The 22,828-nt window shown below is 38.1% G+C and carries 18 protein-coding genes; 5 read left to right on the top strand and 13 right to left on the bottom strand.

Features of this window, described 5'->3' with window-relative positions:
* The first annotated feature begins 403 nt into the window (after window positions 1-403).
* Window positions 404-1,585, top strand: coding sequence for an AI-2E family transporter (locus IGK77_RS02435; RefSeq protein ID WP_074800346.1), 1,182 nt, complete (start codon window positions 404-406; stop codon window positions 1,583-1,585).
* A gap of 166 nt (window positions 1,586-1,751) precedes the next feature.
* Here the strand turns inward: IGK77_RS02435 and treC are convergent, their stop codons facing one another.
* Window positions 1,752-3,383: an alpha,alpha-phosphotrehalase gene (gene treC / locus IGK77_RS02430; RefSeq protein WP_438712898.1), complete on the bottom strand. Its 1,632-nt coding sequence runs from the start codon at window positions 3,381-3,383 to the stop codon at window positions 1,752-1,754.
* A gap of 355 nt (window positions 3,384-3,738) precedes the next feature.
* Here treC and IGK77_RS02425 point away from each other — a divergent pair, with 355 nt between their 5' ends.
* The gene (locus tag IGK77_RS02425; protein WP_074800352.1) at window positions 3,739-4,833 is read left to right on the top strand and encodes an AI-2E family transporter; all 1,095 of its coding nucleotides are present in this window, start codon (window positions 3,739-3,741) and stop codon (window positions 4,831-4,833) included.
* A 171-nt stretch (window positions 4,834-5,004) separates the two neighbouring features.
* Here the strand turns inward: IGK77_RS02425 and IGK77_RS02420 are convergent, their stop codons facing one another.
* The 3 genes from IGK77_RS02420 to IGK77_RS02410 are packed head-to-tail and all read right to left on the bottom strand — an operon-like array spanning window position 5,005 to window position 8,746.
* The gene (locus IGK77_RS02420; RefSeq protein ID WP_074800355.1) at window positions 5,005-5,304 is read right to left on the bottom strand and encodes an antibiotic biosynthesis monooxygenase family protein; all 300 of its coding nucleotides are present in this window, start codon (window positions 5,302-5,304) and stop codon (window positions 5,005-5,007) included.
* A 17-nt stretch (window positions 5,305-5,321) separates the two neighbouring features.
* Window positions 5,322-8,033: an ABC transporter permease gene (locus IGK77_RS02415; protein ID WP_074800358.1), complete on the bottom strand. Its 2,712-nt coding sequence runs from the start codon at window positions 8,031-8,033 to the stop codon at window positions 5,322-5,324.
* A gap of 11 nt (window positions 8,034-8,044) precedes the next feature.
* Window positions 8,045-8,746, bottom strand: a complete 702-nt coding sequence (locus IGK77_RS02410) for an ABC transporter ATP-binding protein (RefSeq protein ID WP_010736355.1) — start codon at window positions 8,744-8,746, stop codon at window positions 8,045-8,047.
* 556 nt (window positions 8,747-9,302) lie between these two features.
* Here IGK77_RS02410 and rbsR point away from each other — a divergent pair.
* On the top strand, window positions 9,303-10,331 hold the full coding sequence (gene rbsR / locus IGK77_RS02405; protein ID WP_074800361.1) for a ribose utilization transcriptional repressor RbsR: 1,029 nt from the start codon (window positions 9,303-9,305) through the stop codon (window positions 10,329-10,331).
* A gap of 401 nt (window positions 10,332-10,732) precedes the next feature.
* Window positions 10,733-12,868, top strand: a complete 2,136-nt coding sequence (locus IGK77_RS02400; RefSeq protein ID WP_074800364.1) for a glucosaminidase domain-containing protein — start codon at window positions 10,733-10,735, stop codon at window positions 12,866-12,868.
* Window positions 12,869-13,074: 206 nt separating this feature from the next.
* Here IGK77_RS02400 and IGK77_RS02395 read toward each other — a convergent pair whose 3' ends face one another.
* The 5 genes from IGK77_RS02395 to IGK77_RS02375 all read right to left on the bottom strand — a co-directional run bounded on the left by IGK77_RS02395 (window position 13,075) and on the right by IGK77_RS02375 (window position 17,858).
* On the bottom strand, window positions 13,075-13,254 hold the full coding sequence (locus IGK77_RS02395) for a hypothetical protein (RefSeq protein ID WP_256209281.1): 180 nt from the start codon (window positions 13,252-13,254) through the stop codon (window positions 13,075-13,077).
* 77 nt (window positions 13,255-13,331) lie between these two features.
* Window positions 13,332-13,469 carry a hypothetical protein gene (locus IGK77_RS02390; RefSeq protein WP_229078035.1) on the bottom strand — a complete coding sequence of 46 codons (138 nt, stop codon included), beginning with the start codon at window positions 13,467-13,469 and terminating at the stop codon, window positions 13,332-13,334.
* Between the two features lie 219 nt (window positions 13,470-13,688).
* Entirely contained in the window at window positions 13,689-14,855 is a 1,167-nt protein-coding gene (locus tag IGK77_RS02385; protein WP_074800546.1) for an MFS transporter, read from the bottom strand.
* Between the two features lie 68 nt (window positions 14,856-14,923).
* The gene (locus tag IGK77_RS02380; protein WP_074800367.1) at window positions 14,924-16,255 is read right to left on the bottom strand and encodes a 6-phospho-alpha-glucosidase; all 1,332 of its coding nucleotides are present in this window, start codon (window positions 16,253-16,255) and stop codon (window positions 14,924-14,926) included.
* 13 nt (window positions 16,256-16,268) lie between these two features.
* Window positions 16,269-17,858 (bottom strand): alpha-glucoside-specific PTS transporter subunit IIBC, encoded by a 1,590-nt coding sequence (locus tag IGK77_RS02375; RefSeq protein WP_074800370.1) that lies wholly within the window; start codon window positions 17,856-17,858, stop codon window positions 16,269-16,271.
* Between the two features lie 657 nt (window positions 17,859-18,515).
* Between IGK77_RS02375 and IGK77_RS02370 the strand changes: the two genes are divergently transcribed.
* Window positions 18,516-19,283: a MurR/RpiR family transcriptional regulator gene (locus tag IGK77_RS02370; protein ID WP_074800374.1), complete on the top strand. Its 768-nt coding sequence runs from the start codon at window positions 18,516-18,518 to the stop codon at window positions 19,281-19,283.
* A 70-nt stretch (window positions 19,284-19,353) separates the two neighbouring features.
* Here IGK77_RS02370 and IGK77_RS02365 read toward each other — a convergent pair whose 3' ends face one another.
* From IGK77_RS02365 to IGK77_RS02350, 4 genes are all read right to left on the bottom strand, one after another.
* Window positions 19,354-19,524 (bottom strand): DUF2087 domain-containing protein, encoded by a 171-nt coding sequence (locus IGK77_RS02365; RefSeq protein ID WP_330932461.1) that lies wholly within the window; start codon window positions 19,522-19,524, stop codon window positions 19,354-19,356.
* A 208-nt stretch (window positions 19,525-19,732) separates the two neighbouring features.
* Complete coding sequence (locus tag IGK77_RS02360; protein ID WP_074800377.1) at window positions 19,733-21,547, bottom strand: FtsX-like permease family protein; 1,815 nt, start codon at window positions 21,545-21,547, stop codon at window positions 19,733-19,735.
* A 14-nt stretch (window positions 21,548-21,561) separates the two neighbouring features.
* A complete protein-coding gene (locus IGK77_RS02355) occupies window positions 21,562-22,314 on the bottom strand; it encodes an ABC transporter ATP-binding protein (RefSeq protein WP_062805716.1) in 753 nt (250 codons plus the stop codon).
* Window positions 22,307-22,684 carry a YxeA family protein gene (locus IGK77_RS02350; protein WP_074800380.1) on the bottom strand — a complete coding sequence of 126 codons (378 nt, stop codon included), beginning with the start codon at window positions 22,682-22,684 and terminating at the stop codon, window positions 22,307-22,309. The genes IGK77_RS02355 and IGK77_RS02350 overlap by 8 nt, the downstream gene beginning before the upstream one ends.
* Window positions 22,685-22,828 lie beyond the last annotated feature (144 nt).

Below are 22,828 nucleotides of genomic sequence, written 5' to 3'. Positions count from 1 at the left end.
GAAAGAAGCGGTCAGCACTGAGTAATAAGACAGGAAAATCAAAAATGGCTTTTTCATTTTGGATTTTCTTGGCTTATTATTGAAGTGTTGCTTCTTGAACACCGTTTATCATAGGTTGTGAAAGAAGCGCTCTGACCTGAGCAGTAAGATGAAAAATCAGAAAATAGCTTTCCATATTTTTTCAGCTTAATGTTGAAGGGCAGATTCTTGAACACCGTTTATCAGGTTGTGAGAAAGACGTTCAGCTCCAAGTAGTAAGGCAGAACTTGAGAAAATAGCTCTTTATATTTTTCATGGTCTGGCTAGCTATTGAAAAAGTATTCATTCGGTTTCAGTAGCTGATCAATGAGAACGGCATAAGCCAAAAATCCAACTACTTATTTCAAGAGAAAGGAGAACTATCGTGGAAAAAAAACCGAAAGAATCTTCCCGACTGATTCGTTTTTTAGGAGGGAAAACTTCGTATTACGTTCTAGGATTACTTGTGATGATCGCGTTGGTCATTTACTTTTTCCAAAAGATTGCTTTTATATTCAAACCACTGGTTGTCATTTTCATCACGACTTTACCACCAGTCCTTTTTGCTTTGGTCTTATATTATTTATTAGAACCTTTGATCAAACGTCTCAGCAAGAAACTCTCACGTAATCTGTCAGTCATTTTAGTATTTGTCATTATTTTATTGCTGATTGGCTTAGGAGGTGTCTGGCTATTTCCATTTTTAGAACAACAAGCAACCACTTTGATTCAACAACTGCCTGACCTATTCCAAGATTTTCAACAAACGTTGAAGGACTTTTTAGTACAGACACCATTTTCTGATTCGTTCAATCAATTCTTTGCATCGATTGATGATTTCACCGATAACTTTACTTCATTTATCAGTAACTATTGGGAGAGCGGTGCTGAAAGTCTAGGAAATCTATTCTCAGCGGTCACAACGACCTTTATCACTTTATTTACTGGTCCAATCATTGCCTTTTTCCTTTTAAAAGATCCGCACAATTTTTATCAATCGGTCTTAGGTATCGTTCCACCAAAATTTCGCACAGATTTTCGGACATTGACTAAAATTGCGAACCAACAATTAGGTGCTTTCTTAAAAGGACAAATTATCGCTTCTTTCATTCTAGGTGCCGTTTACTGGGTAACTTTCTTATTGATTGGCTTAGAATTTGCAAGTATTCTGGCTATCGCTGCTGGTTTATTATGTATTATTCCTTATATTGGTCCATTCATCGCTTTCTTTCCTGGACTGTTCATTGCTTTTCAAGATTCGACGTTCATGGCTGTAAAATTTGTGATCGTCTGGTTCGTTGTCCAGTTGCTTCACGGAGATCTTGTGGTCCCTCGTGTGATGGGTGATCGGTTACAGATCCACCCCATCACGATTTTGATTGTCTTATTAGTCATGGGAGATCTTCTAGGAATCATGGGTGTCATTTTTGGTATCCCGATCTATACGCTGATCAAACTACTCGTTGTTTTTCTCTTTAGAAAATTCAAACAGCGTTATAACAAGTTTTATGGGGATCAAGGGGTTTATCAAAAAGCTGATTTTTCAGAGAAGGATTACTTTAAGTAACTAAAAAAGGATAGGAGTAAGACATTCGTCCACTCCTATCCTTTAAAAAACTATACGGTATTCAAAGAGCAACATTTCAGAGAGATGCAACTCCTCCATAAATAAGCAGCAAAAGCTATTCATGCTTTTGCTGCTTATTTTTAAAACTATTCGTTTGTCACAGTCTCTACTTTTCTTGGACTAATAGTGCGACTGCTTGATAAGGCTGTAACTTCATTTCTTTTTCAACTGTCGTTGGGTAGTTACTGATCAATACTTCCGCACCTACAAATTCTTCCGGTAATTCCACCGACGTTTCGTTCCCGTAAAAATTGGTCAGAACTAATAATTTTTGATCATCGGTTTGTCTAAGATAGCCATAGACTTGTGGATGCTCAGGTACAAAGGCTTTGTAATCACCATTAGCAATCACTGGATATGTTTTTCTTAGTTGGATCAGCTTTTGATAATAGGCAAAAATCGACTGTTCTTGCTTTTGCTCAGTTGCTACATTGATTGTTTCGTGCTTCGATGCTAAAGGTAACCAAGGTGTCCCTGATGTGAAGCCAGCTTGTGGTTCGTCCGTCCACTGCATCGGTGTGCGTGAGTTATCTCGTGACTTTGCTTTAATTCGTCGAAAGGCTTCTTCTGGTGTGAATCCTTGTTCTTGTAAAAGTTTATATGCATTTAAGCTTTCAATGTCCCGATAGTCAGAAATCGAATCGAAGTCAGGATCGATCATGCCAATTTCTTCCCCCATATAGATATACGGAGTGCCTCGATTTAAATGGATCATCGTGGCCAACATCTCTGCTCCTTGTTTGCGGTACTGTTCAACATCGACAAAGCGATTTAAGGCACGTGGTTGGTCATGGTTATTCAAAAATAGTGCATTCCAGCCATTTCCTGCGCTCATTTCTTCTCCCCAAGTATGGAACAAACGCTTTAACTCTTCAAAATCAAATGGTGGAGTTGTCCATTTATTGCCATTTTCATAATCGACTTTCAAATGGTGGAAATTAAATACCATTGACAATTCATTTCGTTCAGGTGACGTATATAAAAGACAGTTTTCGATAGTCGTTGAACTCATTTCCCCTACCGTTATGATTTCAGGGTCTTGGCCAAACGTTTCTTTATTTAAGCGTTGTAAATACGTATGAGTAATTGGTTTATCTGTGTACTCGGCTTTCCCTTCATTTTCCGCGTTGTTTTTTAGTTCCTCGTCTTTTCCGATCACGTTGATTACATCAAAACGGAACCCTTTGACCCCTTTATCCATCCAAAAACGAACAACTTTGAATAATTCTTGTTGGACTGCTTCATTACGCCAATTCAAATCGGCTTGCGTTTTATCATACAAATGCAAATAGTATTTCCCTGTTTCGCCGAATGGCGCCCAGGCGTTCCCACCGAATTTTGATACCCAATCTGTTGGTTCATCTCTTAAAATAAAGAAATCTTGATAATACTTGTCTCCAGCTAATGCTTTTTGGAACCATTCATGTTCAATAGAGACATGGTTCAATACCATATCTAGCATGATGTCGATCTGATATTTTTTTGCTTCAGCGACTAGCTCTTCAAAATCAGCCATCGTACCGAATAATGGATCGATTGCTTGATAATCAGAGATATCATACCCATTGTCTTTTTGCGGGCTTAGGTAAAAGGGGTTCAACCAAATCATATCAATGCCCAATTCATTTAAATAAGGCAATTTTTCTTTGACTCCTGGTAAATCACCAATCCCATCACCATTCGTGTCACGATATGACTTGGGATAAATCTGATAAATCACTTTTTCTGTAAACGCCATAAGCCTGTACCTCCAGCTGTTTTTAACTTATATATACAAGTTGATAATCCAATTATATATGAAACGTAAGCGTTTGTAAATCAATGACGCTAGGAAATGTGTGCCTTCATTTTCTCAGTAAATATTTTCTCTTAAATCGACCATTCACGCCGCCACTCAATTCATTGAACTATTTATTTTTTTACAAATTCCTTTTTCAAGAAAATAAATTCTTTTAGTTATGTTATATTTAAGTATAGGGTCGTGATATAAATCAGCTTGTAGCATCTAAAATCGATTGAACAGTCTTCAAGTAACATGCTTTTTTCATACATACCCTAAACGATAAAAAGCCAAAAAGCGGAGGATCTCTACTATGACTTTTTTAAAACGTTCCAAATTATTTGCAACACTTGTTTTACTTAGCTTGACAGGAATCACTATTTTTATTTTTTCTAAGATCACTTTTATTTTCAGGCCACTCGAAGCGATCATGGCAAGTATCTTCTTGCCAATCTTGATTTCAGTTTTCGTTTTTTATATTTTTCTTCCAATATACAATCAACTCCTCAAATATATAAAATCAAGAACGCTTGCGGTCACACTGATGATGCTACTGATTTTGTTAACTGTGTATTTGACCGTACAAGTGATTTTACCGATCATCATTTTGGAAATCAGTAAATTTATCGGTCAGGTTCCTCAAATTCTTTATGTTTTGGCAGAGAATCTAGATGGTTCCTTATTAGAAGAACGCTTGCTCCCATTCATTGATACACTGGAATTGAACCAATTGACACGTTTTGTTTTACAATTTGTTTCAGGTGCCACTTCAAGTTTAGTCAATGTATTCGAAATCGTTTCGCGCTCTGCGATCATTCTCTTTACGATTCCGCTCTTACTGATTTATATGTTCAAAGATGGCGACAGGATTCCAGCTATCTTGACACGCTACACGCCTAAGAAATTCCATCAGTTAGTCAGAGATTGGTGCCATGATTTCCATTTAGCTGCTTCGACCTATATTAGTGGCAAGCTTTTAGTCTGTACGTATGTAGGTGTAGGGAGTTATCTGGTTTTTAAAGTATTAGGCTTGCCAAATGCGTTATTACTTGCCTTGATTTGTGGATTGATGGATATCATTCCTTATTTTGGTCCGTTTATTGGTGCTGCGCCGGCTTTACTGTACGCATTGAGTCAAGACATTAAAACAGCCTTACTCTTAGTGGCTTTCATCACCTTGATTCAATTTGGGGAATCTTACTTGGTGTCTCCTCTAGTGATGAATAAGATGATTCATATTCATCCGATTGCGACTGTTTTTCTTTTACTTGTCGCTGGGAACTTGTTTGGCTTATTAGGAATGATCCTCGTGTTGCCGACGTATACGATCATCCGGGAGATGATCCGTAGCTTTATTCGCTTTAAGAACACTACTGATACATCTAAGTCAACTCATCCAACTGAATAGTCCTAGGAATAAACGGGGGATAAACGGGGAAATTTACCGTTTATCCTTTTTTGGCTTTACGCCGAGGCTTTTCTCCTTATCTATTTTCCCCTATCTTTCAACAAAAAAACCGTTTATTGCTATCTTCTTTTTCAAGAATAAGCAATAAACGGATCAGAACTATCGATTGATCTATTCTGTTGGTTCATCGATGAAACGTTGGACCTTCATCTTCAACTGATATTGTTTTCGTAATTCAGCAATCTCCATCATCATCTCTGATTTGTGGTGACGATCGATTGCTTCTTGATTGGTCCAACGATCCACCAATAAGATCGATTCATCATCTTCTAAAGGAATAAAATACTCATAACGCTCATTTCCTTCTTGCGCACGAATGCGTTCGACGATTCCTCGCTCTGTCATTTCTTGGGCAAATGCCTTTGCATTGCCTTCTTTACCGCTATATAGGATATTCACAGTAATACTCATCTTAGTCCTCCCACTCGTTATTCATTTGATTTCAATGCATCGATCATATCAATATGCTTCAATTTGAAATGAGTGACGATCATCACGATCACCGTGAATAGAATCGTCAAAGCAGCGGATAGTGTATAAGCAACCCAGGTAATAACTAACGGGAAAATCACTGATTCCATTGAAGCTTGGCGTAAAATAAAGTCGGTCAGCACATAACCAATCCCAAATCCTCCAAAAATCCCTAATAAAGTAAAAATGATATTTTCTCGAACGATGTACATCGTGACTTCTTTATCAAAAAAGCCTAATACTTTGATCGTAGAAAGTTCTCGTACTCGTTCAGAGATATTGATATTCGTTAAATTGTATAAAACGATAAACGCCAATAAACCAGATAGAACGACGAAAATGATGACCACTGCATCTAAATTTGAAAGAGATTCTTCTTGGTTCTTGATCTGTGTCGAAATAAATGAGGTATTAGTGACCGCCCCCGTTTTCAATAATTCTTCTGAGAGCGTATCCTCTTCTTCTTTCGACATCTTTTCTGTTTTGAGTAGATACGCATTGGTTGTCATTGGCTGTCCAGAAATCTCTTCATAATACGTTGGACTCATATAGACAAAATTACCCAAATAATTTTGCAAAATGACTGCCACCGTTCCATGTAATTTTTGTTGATCGTCATCATACATTTCTACCGTATCACCGACGGATAAATCGAATAATTCGGCCGCTTTGCGTGTAATCGCAAGCCCATTATCTGGTAGTTCTACCGATTGATCGTCCGTTGTTTTCAAATGGATAAATGTTTCTAATGCTTGTTCATTTTCTGGTACCATCAATGTCAAACTTTGTGATGCTTGACCTTTTTTACGTAGTTCAATCGTTTGCGAATCAACGGCTAAACGATCAGTGATCTTCGCTTGATCATCCATTGCGTCATTGATTTCTTTTTGACTCGTTTCATCAGTTTGATTGGTCGTTACGATCGCTTGATAATCAATGATTGGTCCAAACTGTTTGGCAGAAACCGAGCTAAGCGAATCCTTTAGTCCAACTCCTGCAACCATCAATCCTGCACAACCAGCAATTCCGATGATTGCCATGAACATCCGTGATTTATAACGGAAAAGATTACGATAACTGATTTTTTGGTTGAAGCTTAAACGTGACCAAAGAGGAGTAATGTATTCTAAAAGAATTCTTTTCCCTGGTTTCGGTGCTTTAGGCTGTAACAAAGCAGCTGGTCGTTCGCGTAGATCTTTGAATAAAACTAACATCGCTGCACCAAAAGCAGCAATGAAGAACGCAATAGCTGCTTGGATGATTGGCGGCCAATCATAGAAAATCACCGCACTGCCAATATCATAACGTTCGTTTGAAAGCTCGAAAATGATCCGAGGCAAAAGATTGGTTCCTAATATCGTTCCTAAAATGATTCCGATACCTGAAGCGAGACAAGCATAAATGGCATATTTTTTGGCAATCTCCAATTTACTGTATCCTAAAGCTTTCAATGTACCGATTTCTCGTCTGTTTTCTTCTACCATCCGTGTCATCGTTGTAAAAGTGATCAATGCTGCAATAAAGAAGAAAAAGACTGGAAAGACATTTGCGATGGCTGCGATGCGTTCAGCTAGATCGCCAAATTCCTGAAAGCCGACATTTTCCGATCGCTCTTGGAAAAGATAAGTTGGCTTGGCTAATTCATTGATTTTTTCTTCATTCTCCGCAATAGACGCTTCGGCCTCTGTTAGCTCCGCTTCTTTTGTTGTCAATTGTGCTTCTTGTTCTGATAATTGACTTTCTTGTTCCGCTAAAGCACTCAATGCCGGTGTTCGCTGCGGTTCAGGTAACTGCTCCAAGACTTGACGTTGTTGATCAATCTGTGTTCTCGCTGCCTCTAATTGACTTTTCGCATCAGCCACTTGTGATTTTCCGTCTGTGATTTCTTGTTTTGCAGGGGCTAAAGCATCCTTGCCCTCTTGCTTCAACTGTTCTAAACGTTGCTGCGGTCGCTCTTCAAACAACGCTTCCAGCTTTTCGATGTTTTTTTCCATCTCTTCTTGGTATTCTTCACTGTACGTATTTAAATCGTCGACATTTGCAAAGTCAAGATATAAAACGGATTGGATATCTGTTTTAAAATTATCTTGGGGAACATAGGCAAAGTAATCAATACTCCCATTCCCTACATTTGCAAACCCTCGTTCTAAATTATTGATGAATAACGGGGAACGAACAAATCCTGTAATCTTGTACGCCGTCTCTTTCAAGTCATCTGATTCAATCGTATAAGTGTCACCGATGCTGTAACCTTGATTTTTTGCCTTCTCATCTAGTACAAGTTCATCATCCGATTGCGGCAAGCGACCGTCGATCACCGTCAACTGATTTTGTTTCATATCAGGTGCATAGGAGAACACTTGGACAACTTCATTTTTATTGGCATTCGCGTAATATAGCTGTTTACCCGTTTCAACGGTTACATCTGAGAGTTTCTCTGCTTCTGCAACATCTTCTTTCGTCAATCCTGCTGTCGAAACGATCTGTAGATCAGAGAGTTTACCTGCCCTGACATATTCATCCATCGTTTTTTGCATCACAGGACCCGCTGTCTTGACGCCTACATATAGGAGCGTGCCGAGTAAAATGATCAAAATGATCGCGATAAAGCGTCCTTTTGATTGGCGTATTTCACGAAATCCTGCTTTGAGGTAAGTTCTATTTTTCATGGCAAACCTCCTTACCAAACAAGTTCATCGATAGATGAAGGCTGTTCATTTAATTCGACTGCACGGACTTTTGCATCGTTGATATGGATCACTCGATCAGCGATTGGCGCTAAAGCCGAGTTATGTGTAATGATCAAAACGGTGTTGCCATGTTCACGGCTAGCATTTTGCAACAATTTCAATACTTGTTTTCCTGTTTCAAAATCCAATGCGCCAGTTGGTTCATCACAAAGTAATAATTTTGGGTTTTTCGCAAGCGCTCGTGCAATCGACACACGTTGTTGTTCGCCCCCTGATAATTGTGATGGGAAATTATTCAACCGGTGCGCAAGACCAACTTGTGTCAAAACTTCTACAGGATCTAACGCATTTGGCGAAACTTCTGTTGCCAATTCAACATTTTCTTTTGCGGTTAAGTTAGGAACAAGATTATAAAATTGAAAAACAAAGCCAACATCTGTCCGGCGATAAGCCGTTAATTGTTTGTCATTGAATTGAGCAATATCTGTTTCATCAATAATGATCTGTCCCTCATCCGGTGTATCCATCCCACCTAAAATATTCAATACCGTTGATTTCCCTGCTCCACTAGGGCCAAGGATGATCACTAATTCTCCTTTTTCAATGGAGAATGAAATATCGTCATTCGCTGTAATCGTTGTTTCGCCCATCTGGTAACGCTTAAATTCATTTTTTACTTCTACATATTTCATAAAACTTCCACCTTCATTCTCCCGTTTATTTGTCTATTTGGTAAATCTCTTCTATTTTAACACTGAAATGAAAGGTTGTGAAAAAAACCTTTTCAAAAGAGGTCGTGAAAGGCGCGTTCAGCACTGAGGCATAAGAAAGAAAAATATAAAATGGTTCTTTCATTTTTTATTTTTTGTCTTATGTCCGAAATGTTGCGCCTTGAACACCGTTTACAAGAGAGGTCGTGAAAGGCGCGTTCAGCACTGAGGCATAAGAAAGAAAAATATAAAATGGTTCTTTCATTTTTTATTTTTTGTCTTATGTCCGAAGTGTTGTGCTTTGAGCACCGTTTACAAGAGGTTGTGAGAGAAGCGATTAGCACTGAGTAATAAGAGAGGAAAAGCTAAAATGGCTTTTTCATTTTTTGATTTTTTTGGCTTATTATTGAAGTTTTACTTCTGGAACACCGTTTATTCGCTTCTAGGGTGTGCAAGGTGAATAATATCATAGAATCATCATTTACTTCTTTACGTATTCATGGGAAAATGACACTAAGAAAGAGATAGGAGTATAGCAATGGCAAAGAAAAAAGTGACGATCAAAGACGTTGCGAAACATTCAGGCGTATCCATCGCAACTGTCTCACTGATCTTGAATGGCAATGAAGCAAAATTCCATCCAGATACGGTCAAAAAAGTAGTAAGAGCAAGAGACGAATTAGGTTACCAACCTGATTACATTGCACGTCAAATGATCACAAAGAAAACAAAAACAATCGGTGTCCTTGTCCCTGATATCACCAACCCTTTTTTCAATACATTGATGCAAGGGATAGAAGACTATCTTTACCAACAAAATTTTGTCACGATTCTATGCAATGCAGATTTTGATCATCAAAAAGAAACGGATTATTTACTTGAGTTGACGCAACGTGGTGTCGACGGGTTTATTATTGCCTCTTCGGCTGTCTCAACGAAAGCCCTCCAAGTTTCTTTGAAGAAACAAGGAAAGCCATTTATCGTATTAGATCAGAAAAAAGCAGAAGGTTCTAGTGATGCGGTCTTAACAGATGATTATCAAGGTGGGTACTTAGCCGGTGAGCATCTACTAGGTTTAGGGCATCAGGAAATTGCTTTAGTCTATCCACAACAGACACCGCAAAATGTCCAAAATCGGATAGATGGTTTCTTAGCAGCGTGTAAACATGTGGATCATTCTGAGAAACAGATTCATTGGTTCCCTACTCACTTTTCAAAAAAAGGGGGCTATGAAATCGTCCCTGATTTACTTTCTTCTGCTACTACAGCGATCTTCGCATTAAATGACGAACTAGCTTTTGGTGTATATCGCGGATTAGCGGAGCATGATAAAATCATTCCCGAAGATTATAGCATCATCGGCTATGATAATATTGATATGTGTGAATACATGAAGCCTAAATTAACGACCATTGCTCAACCTATTTTAGATTTAGGTAAAGCAACTGCGCGTTTACTCTTAGAACGCATCCAACACCCTGATAAATCATGGGAAGAACTTTTATTGCCCGTAGAGTTGATCCAACGTACCTCGACTCAATCGATCGATCCCTCTGACCATCAATAAGACGAATATTTGTTGCGAACCAATGATGACTGAACCTGTTATCATTGGTTTTTAAAATAATACGTTATTTTATATTTTTATTTCTTACATGAAAAGCCATCAGTTAGGCCTTTTTTTTACGTTCGTTATTTAACGAAATGTTTTGAAGAATTTATAAATCTTTGGTAAACTTATAGTAAGTGTACTCATTTCCCCCAAAATTTGTGCCCCCACAAATGAAATAGGGTACATCAACCAATGAATGTTCAAACGAAATAAATGGCTACTTAATGCTTTTGTCCAATGTTTATTTGTTTTTTATTCGTGAATCTTGATTGAATGTATTCACGAAATCAAGCAACTGACAGAACAGATGTAACTTTATTAGTACAACTGTGGAAAAAGAAAAGGAGTATTTCGTTATGAAGAAAAAAACAGCAATACGCCTATTTGCAGCATCTTGGCTGATTGCTCCAACTTTGTTATCTACACAGCCTGCGTTTGCTACAATCAGGCAAACACAGACATCCGAAAGCACGATCGTTGCAGAGAGTCCGTCGTTTACGACCGATTCAAGTACAAATGATTCAACCTTATCAAGTTCTTCGCCTGATTCTTCAGACAACACGGAGGAATCCACAGAAGAATCTACTGAAACAGCCACTCGGACGCTATCGATTGCTCGGAATTTACGTGAAAAAATCAAATTGAAGATCGTTGATGAAGAGAAAGAAGAATCTGAGATCAAAACAAGAGAGTACACAGAAGAAGATTTCCTAGAGATTTCTAAGTCTGGCAAAATCAAAGATTTAAAAGAAGGAACCAAAGTTACATATATGATCACACCTGAAACGAATGAACAATTAGTTTCTGTCAAAATCGAAGGTGCGCAAGAAATCGACTATACTAAACAAATTTTTACAGTCGGCGTGACTGATTTAACGATCTCCGCAAAGTTTGAGTCGTCAACTTCCCCTTCTGAACCAACCTCTCCAGAAGAAGAAACGACGGATTCCTCAGAGCCAACGCCAGTTACTCCAGATATTCCGGATGGTGGCAATAATGGCAACACTGGCAATTCGGGAAATAATGGCAACAACAACGGAAATTCAACTACAGGCAATACGACAAATCCTTCACGACCACCAAGTTCTTCAAATAATAATGGGAATACAAGTGGTTCTACAGGATCAACAAACAATAATGGCTCATCTTCAAACCAGACAACAAACACTAATCGGCCTCAGACGCCCGATCGAATTGAAAACCCAGCTTCAGAATCATCTGATTTTGTTGTAAAAACACCGATCGAAGCAATTTTACCAGCAAACACAACGAGCATCCAACAAGCACTTGTAAAAGAAGCGTATCGCCAGCTGGGAAAACCATATGTCTGGGGTGCCAAAGGTCCTACGACTTTCGATTGTTCTGGTTTGACTTATTACATCTATAAAAAAGTAACTGGCCATTCAATTGGAGGTTGGACAGGGGAACAACAATATGCTGGTACACAAATCCCTGTCGAGAATGCTCAACCGGGCGATTTAGTCTTTTGGGGCCCTGCTTCTGGTACTACCCATCATGTAGGTATTTATATTGGTAATGGGAATTACATCCATGCCCCTCAGCCGGGTGACCATGTGCGGATCACTTCTATCAAGGATTACAGACCCGACTTTGCCTTACGTGTCAATATAGCTGGTTTACCACGAGCGACAAATTCATTAGCCAGCTCACCGATTTTAGATGGAATCAACGATTCATTCCATTTCGCACAAAACCAAACAACAGATCAGTTTGTTGCAAAAATCGCTGAAGATGCTCGAGAAATCGGACAAGAAGAAAATATTTATGCTTCTGTTATGATGGCACAAGCTATCCTAGAAAGTGGTTCTGGTAACAGCTTGCTTTCTCGTTCACCTAACTATAATCTTTTTGGGATCAAGGGCGCTTATAAAGGGAGTAGTATTTCCTTCAATACCTTAGAACAAACAGCAGCTGGGCAAAACTATCAAATTCGTGCAGCATTTCGTAAATATCCTTCTTACAAAGAAAGCTTAGAAGACTACGCAGATTTGATCAAAAACGGCTTATCTCATAATGCTGATTTTTACAAACCAACATGGAAATCTGAGACTAAAGATTACCGAGAAGCAACGAAATATCTAGAAGGGCGCTATGCAACTGATCGACAATATTCTAGAAAATTGAATGCGATCATTGAAGCGTATGACTTGACGCAATACGACGAACCAAAAGAACAAGAAACACAGGATTCTGAAACAAATGAGCGAATGGATTCCTTTGTCGTTCCTACTCGTTGGCGAAATTCTTCGTCTACTTCATCTAGAATGACCATTTCGTTGTTCAATCAAAGAAACCCTTCACTTCTGTATCTATCAGAATTAAGATTTGCTTCTTTCTGGGACCTATGGCATCATTTTTCAGTGAGAGAGATCCCACAGAAACTTTCTGTTACAGTCAGAGAAACCGATCAGCCACTTGCTAGTCGCTTGAACCTTGATCGTGTCTTTCGGATGAAACAATTTTTGAGATAACAAAAATGGACACCCTATCAAAGAACCAAAACTCAGAAGTGGATGGAATACTTCTGAGTTTTGGTTCTTTTTATGTATCTTACCCCACCTAAATAGGCGCTGGATAGTTGCATTATTGGTTAGAAAAAAGATTTGGTAATTTCTGATAACCTTTCTTTTGTTTGAGGATCAATTTGATCAACCACTTGAAGATTACTGCGTTGAGATCAATCGATGCTTCGGCTATATTGACATAATATCGTTCCTTTGATTGTATTCATCGCTGTATCAGAAATTGTTTGAAATGCACTTGAGCGTTGATATTTTTCCTGTAAATATTTTGTTGCACTACTGATTGGCATGACTAAAACGGCATTGAAAATCTTGTTATAGTTGTCATTGCTAATGATGACACACGGTCATTTTTTTGCTAGTTCGTTCTCTTTTGGTGGAACCAAATCTATAAAAATAATATCCCCTTGTTTTACCATTCGATTTTCTCCTCGCCTACATCCTCTCCAAAATCAATGATTTCTGTATCATCACTCGCATGTTCTTCCATCACAACCAACTCATTTTTCCAAAAGTCTTCATAAGCTAGAATTGTTTTTTCACTAGTCACTTTAATTTCACCTTCAGATGTGAATTCAAAAATAACTTTCTGATGCTCTTTCAAGCCTAATGTTTAACGCACACTCTTAGGGACAGTAATTTGACTTTTGGACGTCATTTTAGCTGAGACTTGCACTTTTTTATCCATAAGTATTCCTCTCCTTTATTTGATTATACAAAAAAAGTAAGGAATCCCCTCACCTTTCTTGTACGCCTCTGTTCAGATTTCTCATTTATTTCTTTGATACATGTTGTAAAAGTAATAACAAATAAAAGCGAAGATCGGTAGCAGACTAAAAAAGTAAAGTGCATGGTTCACTGATAACTGTTGTGCCAAGACACCGCCTAGTAAGGGAGAAATGAAGGAAGAAAGCCCCATATAGACACTTATAGACAGAAGTTGTCCTGAAGAAAAGATATTTTTAGGGGTAATCTCACTGATGATCATTCGACTACCGATAGTAAAAGCTGGGACAGTGAAAAACTGCAAGAAACTGGCAGCAAGCAATACTAACGGCGTTCGCGAAGTTGCATAAATCAAAAATTGCAGGACCAAAAAGAAACCAGAAAGAAAAATCAATCGCTCATTTTTCCATTTTGTCACCGAATGATTCAATAGAAGATACGCCGGGATTTCACAGAAAGCTTGAATCGCCCACTTTAATCCTACGAACGTATTTCCACTATCCATTAAGAGTAACTTGTCAATCACGATCGTATTATTGGCGACGATCGTTAAATATAAAAGGAAAAATAGCAACGTATAACATAAAAACTCCCCATTCTTGCACAGCTGATACATATCTGAAAGATTAAATTCCTCGTTTTTTTGTTCTTTATGCTCCTTTTTATCGTGAGGTGTTTGAGGCACTGTTTTTGCGATGTACAAATAACTGATTAGAAAAAAGAGAAAAGGAACGATCAGCCACTGATAATTATTATTAAAAATGAATACCGGAATACATACACTCATCACACTCCAACCTAAAGAACCTATTGCTTTGATCGACGCAAGGTTGTTTCGCATCTCTGACTCTGACAACACCCAATTATCTAGGACGGTTGCTCCTGTATTGGATAGCCCTCCTGCAATAGCCAGTACGATCAGATGAATCAGCCAGATATCTTTTCCTAGCAAATAAAAAGTGATCGCAAAGCATACGAATAGTACAGAAACTACCATGGAAACTTTTTTTATCTCCTTACTTCGGTCAGAATAATAGCCAATAAAGATTTGGAAGATCATCGTGGTCACACTGTAAGAAGCCAAAAACCAGCCTCTCTGGACTGCATCATAGCCTTGTTCGGTCAAAAACGGTACGATCTGCGTCATCAAAATAGCCATCAACGCATACTGAAACAAATAGACGAGTTGAAATTTGTTCTTTACTGCCATATCTACTTTCAAAATGATCGGCTGAAGGATCTCCTCCAGCCGACCCCTTTCATTTTTATAAGTGATACCTAGTGAAGCTCCGGCCAATAAGGAGCATTGACTTCGATCATTTCATCGAGGATCTCCTTCGCTACTTTTGCACTAGGTACCGTTTTGTTCATGATGAAGGCTTGCCATAATTTTTGATATGATTTTTGTTCCCAAGCATCGACTGCTAACTTCTCAGATGCAATTTGCTGTTCCATTAAACCTTTTTGAAAAGTAGGGATTTCACCAATCGATAGTACTTCATAACCGTCTTTTCCTACGATACAAGGCAATTCGACCATCGCATCGTGATTGAAATTAGAGATGGCACCATTATTCTCAACGATCAGGATCATGCGCTCTTTCGTATTGAATGTCAACGCACAAGCTAGGTCTGTGATAAATGAGGCATGCTCATTAGAGACAAAAAGCGTGTCTTTGGCTGTTTGGTTATTAATAATCCGTTGGCATTCTTCAAAAACGATTTTCTCCCGTCCATCAATGATTTCATTCGCTCTTGTATACTGTTTATCGGCATGAGCAACCGTTTCATCAGCCATCAAATAATATTTTAAATACGTATTGGATAAAAAGGTCGGCTCAATTTCATGTAACTCTTTGGCTGCTAGCATGGTTTCCAACCAGCTTGTTTCTTTGTGTTGGCCTTGTTGTGTTTGTTCTGTATAGCCATATTTTTTTACATGGGCGCTTATTTTTGGTAGTAAGTCATTGCCGTCATGGTCTTTGATGCTTGTCCACCACCCAAAGTGATTCAGGCCAAAATAAGACGTTTCAAACTCTTTTCGATCCCGTAGCCCAATCACTCGAGCCATGATATCTTCTAAACAAACGGGCATGTCACAAATATTGATGATTTTTGAATTGGGGCGAAACCTTCTTGTTGCTTCTGCGACCACTGCTGCTGGATTAGAATAATTCAATAACCAAGCATCTGGTGAATACTTTTCCATATAGTCGACTAGTTCTAAGACTGGTCCGATTGAGCGCAATCCATAAGCAAGTCCCCCTGGTCCGCATGTTTCTTGACCTACAACATTGTGCTTAAATGGAATTTTTTCATCTTGTTCCCTCATGGCATATTTTCCGACTCTGAGTTGTGCCATGACGATATCAACATCTGTAAAAGCCTCTTTGGGATCTGTTGAATAATCAAATTCGATTTCTGGCGCTCGTTCTGCGAGGATGATCGCGCATGCTTTTGCTATAACTGCTTGCCTTTGTTCATCATTATCATAAAATTTGATTTTTCTGACTGGAAATCGTTCTCGGTCTTCTATTAACATCATCACTAATGAAGGTGTATATGTACTCCCTCCAACTGCGATCAAGATTGAACTTTTTTTCTTATTCATAATTATCCTCCTCTTATTTTGCGATCAATTCTTCAAATGATTCTCTCACCCTTGGTACAGTTAACCCAACAATGATTTGGATACCCCCATTTCCAGGATTGACAAGTCCTGAGGCACCAGCTTCCTGAAAATCAATAGGATTGGCTACTTTACTTGTATCTTTCACGGTAAGTCGTAACCGTGTGGCACAATTCGTCACATCCAGTACATTCTCTTTTCCACCTACTAACACTAGATAGGCTTGTGCTTGTCTAGCATGTTTAGGTAGGTTTTTCTCTTGTTCATCTTGTTGTGTCTTCTTTTTGTTTTCGTAATCAGCTTTTGAATAAAGTTGTATCTCTGATACATCCTCTTCACGTCCTGGAGTTTTTAAATTGAATTTTTTGATCATGAAGGTAAATACTAAGAACCAGATCGCAGTAAATGTAAGTCCGATCATGATTTGGGTGAGGTAGGTTGACCCATGAAAATTCCAAAGAGGCAACCAATTTAGTCCTAACCAATTGATCAATCCACCACCAAAATCCCCAACGACGCCAAAAGCGTAAGAAACCGTAGCAATGGACGCATCTAATAGCGCATGGACACCCCATAAAGCTGGAGCAACAAATAAGAACGTAAACTCAATAGGTTCGGTGATTCCCGTCAAAATCGCAGTTAATGCAGCTGGGGCGATCAATGCGATGACCTTCTTCTTTTTCTCTGGATGAGCGGCTTGAATAATGGCTAAGCTTAAGCCAGCAGTTCCAAATACTTTTGACATGCCCGATAAAGAAAAACCACCAAAAGGATAAAGTTCTTTAAGCGAAAGCGCACTTGTTTGGAATTCGCCAATATTGGATGCCCAATAAGCAGCCATCCCTCCTTCAACTACCGCACTATCATAAGCAAATGGCGCGTACACGAAATGATGTAAGCCAGTTGGAATAAGGATTTTCTGTAAAAATTGATAGATGAATACACCAAAATTCCCCGAATGGATAAAAAATCCTTGCATGCTTCTCATTCCTTCTTGGATGATTGGCCATATGACACACATCAAAAGTGCTAGAGGAATCATGACAAAAAAAGCGATCATCGTAACGAAAACAGAACCACTAAAAATCGTCAACATCTCTGGTAATTCTTTTTCATAAAAGCGATTATGCAAATAAACCACGATACCTGAAATCAACAATGCTCCGATCATGCCCGTATCTAAAGTAATGATTCCAGCAATCGATGTTAACCCAGAACCAACGGCTGTTCCTTGAGATAGATCCACGGCGAAAGAATTTGGCCATAACGTTAAAATTGCATTGACGAAATAATTGAAAGCAATATAGATCACTAATGCTTCCATCGTTGCTCGAGCCGTATATTTTTTAGCTAAACTGATTGGTAATCCGACCACAAATAAAAGCGGTAATTGAAAAAATGGGGTCCAGCCACCGGCTGCTACAACATTCCAGAACTTATACCAGAGTGTATCAGGCGCAGCAATATCTCCCATGATCGTTTGATTGGAAAGAAGTAAAGAAAAACCAATAACGATACCAAAAAAAGAAAATAGCATGACAGGTGCTAACATTGCTCCACCAAATCTTTGAATTTTTTTCATCATAGTTTTTTAGTCCTTCATATTTTTCAGTAAGCGCTTTACTGATTCTTAGTTTACTATTAAAATGGATTCCTGAAACACTTTAAGATGATTTAAAAACTCCTCACAGGAAAAAGGTTTTTGTCACAAAATTTGTGAATCGTCACATCCTATCTTCGCGAATAAAACAAGAGGTCTGGTAGTAGTTAATCAAATAAACGGTACATGAAGACGTATCTTATTAGTGAGGTGAGAACAATAAGGACACACGCAATTGGAAAATCCTCCAGGTAAACCAAAGGGTGATTGAAGACAGTCTGCCAACCAAAAATTGGCTAATAATGAATTGGTTATTGAGTTAGGTAACAAAGCTTTAGCAGTTGTATCACCTTACAAGGTCTATGAAAATACCACTAAAACAAACAAGATTGAGAAACGTCTACGTCGATTACAGCGTGAACTCTCTCAAAAATATCAAATGAAAAAGGGGGAAACTGATTTGTCAAAACCTGTAATATCTATAAATTAGAATCGAACATTCAATCGATCCATCAAAAAAATAACCACTATTCGTCAGATCCATATTTACAAATGACCAAACAAGCGTTGTAGAAACATGGTTCTGAAAAGTTTAATGGTTAGTTCTAACGATTTATAGATTTTTGGCAATGATGAAAAGAGATGTTACAAGACCGAATTACGACGTTTCAGTCAAGGTTGACTGAAAATGATTTTCTTATCTGGTCCTATATCACAAATCACAAAAAAAATTCTTTAACAATGTCTATTAACGAACTGGCGAAACAATGCAACGTTTCGCGCACAACAATCATGCGTTTTTGCCAAAAACTAGGATTTGATGGTTTCTCAGAATTCAAATATCATCTAAAAAATGAACTTACACAGGAAAATGTTCCTCTATCTGAACTTGAAGGAGAAATCTTGGAAAATCATATCCAAACAATTGAAAATCTCAAGAAAAAAGATTTCACCGATCTATGTACAATGATGGCAAATGCGAATCGGATTTTTATCTATGGATCAGGTGACATACAAACGCTAGTTTCGAGTTATATGAAATTGCTTTTCGTACACAACGGATTGATACTCTATGACTTCGGTGCCGTTTCCATCAACAAGCAGTTTTACCAAATCATTCAGCCAGAAGACTTAGTCCTGTTGATCACGCTAAATGGTGAGTCTCCTGAAGTCGTCAAATTAGCAAAGCAACTGAAGCAACGAAATATCCAGACAATTGGTATCACAAAACTTAGGAACTCAACTGTCTCAAAACTTTGTGATGAAACGATTTTCTTCTTGAATCCAGAAGTACAAGATCAAGAAGATATCCTTACACCTTTTGAAACAACTTCAACACTTTTTTTCGTGATCGAATATTTTTTGTTGAAATATGATGCTTGGCAAAAACAAACAAATAAAAGTTCCTAAAAAACGCATCTCTTTCGTGCCACTTTGGCTTTTAAAGAGATGCGTTTTTATTTATTTGATTCTGTCTCTCTCACTGCCTTTTGATCGAACCGTCTTTTTCTCGATCAAGGTAACGATAATCGACGAGGTAGCGCCGTAATATGGCATGATCAGAGTAAATACTTTTTAAAATTGTGTTGATCTCACTCTCTAAGTAATCTTTATCAAATTCAAACTTCGAATAAAGATGATCAAAAAGCAAGCGTGTATTTTTTTATTTTCTAGGGATTTGTTGCAGTTATCCGTCTTTGAAAAAACTACCAGTTCACTCATAACCGATCTCCTTCCATCGTATCCAGTGGTCTTTTCTCTATTTGATCATGCTTCAAGCAAATTTTATCGAAGGCAACAGAAAAAGCGAGAAGGAGGTTTTTCTACGAACCATCTTCTCGCTCTTTATCAATCTAAACTTATTCTTTTTTGTTCAAAACGATGCCTGTATACAGCCAAGTAGTTACAACATAGTAGATAAAGTAGAGAACAAAGAATATTGTAAATGGTATCCATAAGTTGTGATATGGATCATCCATCAAAACAGTAAACATTTGAAGTCCAAATAATACATGGATGGCTCCTAGAATCCCTGGTGCTAAGAAGAGAATACCGATTTCTCGACGAATCGATTGTTTTAACAATGCTTGACGAGCACCGATCTTACCGAGCATCTCATAACGAACGACATCACTCTTGCTACCTGAGAGGATCTTGAACATCAAGCAACTTGCTAACATTGTCAAGAAGGCGATCCCTAAGAAGAAGCCCATGAATTCAAAGCCTGAGAACATACCGTTGATCATTTGGTACGCATCATATTTTTGCGTGAAACTAAACATTCCATCTTTTAATGATTCATTATTTTTATTGTTTTCTGCTACCAGATCACCAATTTGTTCAATACTCTCATGGAAATCTTTTGCTTGGATCAGTTGCATACTGGTTTGTGGAAGATTTAATTGAGCAAATTCTTCTGCTGGCAGTAATTTGATTTCTTTTTCTCGTTGTTCTGGCAATTCGTAATAGCGCAACTCATCTTGATAGTTTGAGTTTGTCGCTAATTCTTCTGCGGTTACTTTTTTCGTTTTGACGTTTCTTTCCCCAGTGTTAGGTGTTTGATTTTCCATGATCAAAAATGGATTTTGTTCAAACTCACTATAGTTATAGTACACTGTTTTTTCGTCTTCTTTTTGTTGATAGACCGCGTTGATCGTTGGTGAAAGTTTCTCCACTTTAGATTGATCGATCAATTCTGATTGATTCAATACTAGATCATAATTCGATACTTCATTCGTCAACTGAGTGATCTGGTTTTTAAAGCCTAGACCGACTGTTAATGCACCTAAAGCTAATGCGAGTAACATTGCAACCATTGAAAGCATTTGCGTGTATTCACGAATACGGAAGCTTAACTGTGATAACGTAAAGTTGTTCAGTTTTTTCATCGAAAGATTTTCTGTTTTCTTCAATAGTTTAAGGAAGAAAATGATGACCGAATGGAAAATAAAGTACGTTCCTAAAACGATTGTAACTAACGCGACGGCGATTGCCATCAACTGATAGGTTCCGATATTTGCCATCATATAGTAACCGACGCCAATAAAAATGATGCCTAAAACTACTTCAAGGAAAAACAAGAATTTGTGTTGTTTCATCTGCGCAGGTGTTTGATCCGCACGTAGTAAAGTCAAAATTGGTTTTTTGACAATCGAGAATGCATTGACAAACGCTGCTAATAAGAATAGTACGATGAAAAACAACAAAGTAATCAATAATCCATTCATATTGAACGGTGTAAAATGAGTGATTTTAATATTTAACTGGGCAACTAATAGTCGATGGACGACGCTTGTTAAACCAATACCTAGCGCTGAACCAACTAAAGTAGCGACTGTTCCTACTATCAAGGTCTCAGAGAAAATCATTTGGGCAATTTTTCGCCCTTTTGCTCCTAGCATCATAAACATCGCATAATCTTTTTGTCGCATCGTCATCAAAAATGAGTTGGCATAAAGAATGTAAACAAACGTGATGATCCCCAATAATACCGACCCAAAGCGAAAGATGAAGACTGTCATCGCTAAAGTGGAATTATTGTTCAAAAAATCGGTGTTGCTTGCCATTGACTCGAACATATAAAAGATGGCTGAAGCCATGACTAAACCTGAAAATAGAACAATATAGTCTCTTAACCGACTCTTGATCCCAGTAAGTGATAATTTCCAAAGCATGTTCAGTTTCCCCCTTACTGTTCTAGATTACCTAGAATCGTTAATATTTGACGATAAAAGTCTGAACGGCTTTGTTCTCCGCGTTTAACTTCCTGATGGATCACGCCATCTTTAATAAATAAGATTCGTTGACAGTAACTTGCTGAAAAAGCATCATGTGTCACCAATAAAATGGAGACATTATCTTTCGTGTTTAGCTCCTCCATCGTATCTAAAAGATCTTTCGCACTTTTTGAATCCAGTGCCCCTGTCGGTTCATCACCTAGAAGAATCGTTGGTTGAGTCACCAATGCACGCGCAGCTGCTACCCGTTGTTTTTGTCCACCGGAGATTTTTGCGGGGTAGCTGTCTAAAATGTGACTGATTGATAAGCGTTCAGCCACCGCATTGACTTTTTTCTTGATATCTTTTGGTTTCACGCCTTGTAAAGAAAGCGGAACTGCAATATTTTCTTGTGCAGTCAAGTTCTCTAAAAGATTGAAATCTTGGAAAATAAAGCCGATTTCTTTTGCACGAAAATCGGCTAACTGATTCCCTTTCAACTTCGTGACATCTGCTTGGTTGATATGGATCGTGCCACTTGTTGGTTTATCTAATGTTGATAAGATATTCAATAAGGTTGATTTACCGGATCCAGAAGCCCCCATGATACCAATGAATTCGCCTTTTTCTACACTAAAACTGATACCATTCAATGCTTGTGTCTGTTTCTCATTACTTTTTCCGTAAACTTTTGTTACGTTCTTGATTTCTACGATTTTATCCATTATTGACCGTCCCTTTACTTAATTTTTCTTGTGCTGCTGATGGAATGTCTTTTGCCTGTACTTCTTCATAAGACGTCACGCCTTTATTTTTATTCCAAGTCACTTTCAAAAATGCATCTTTTCTTAATGGACGCTCTTGAAAACCATTGAAGTCCATTGTTTTTTCTTTACCTTCTTTATTAAAACCAGGTAGTTCATAACGATAACTGATGATTTCTTGTCCACCGTCAGCGCGATCCACCTGTTTCTCACCATCCGTTGTGATTTGAACATAGTAGCTTTCACCACCCATGATCAAATGATCAGCTAAACGGTATCCACCAAAAACGATGATGATAAATGCACCCAACCCAATCAATAATTTTTTCATTGTGACTCCTTCTTTCCTGTTCTGATAAATTAAGTATAGTCAAGTATCCGTGAAAATTCCTTTCTTTTTACTATCAAAACTCTTTCATTATTGTCATATGTCCCATAAAAAAAAGAATCTGGAAGTGTGAGCCACTCCAAATTC

Origin of the sequence: Enterococcus sp. DIV0806c (genome assembly GCF_051710905.1) — a bacterium.
Classification (GTDB): Bacteria; Bacillota; Bacilli; order Lactobacillales; family Enterococcaceae; genus Enterococcus_B; species Enterococcus_B mundtii.
This window is presented reverse-complemented; position numbering and strand designations above follow the sequence as displayed.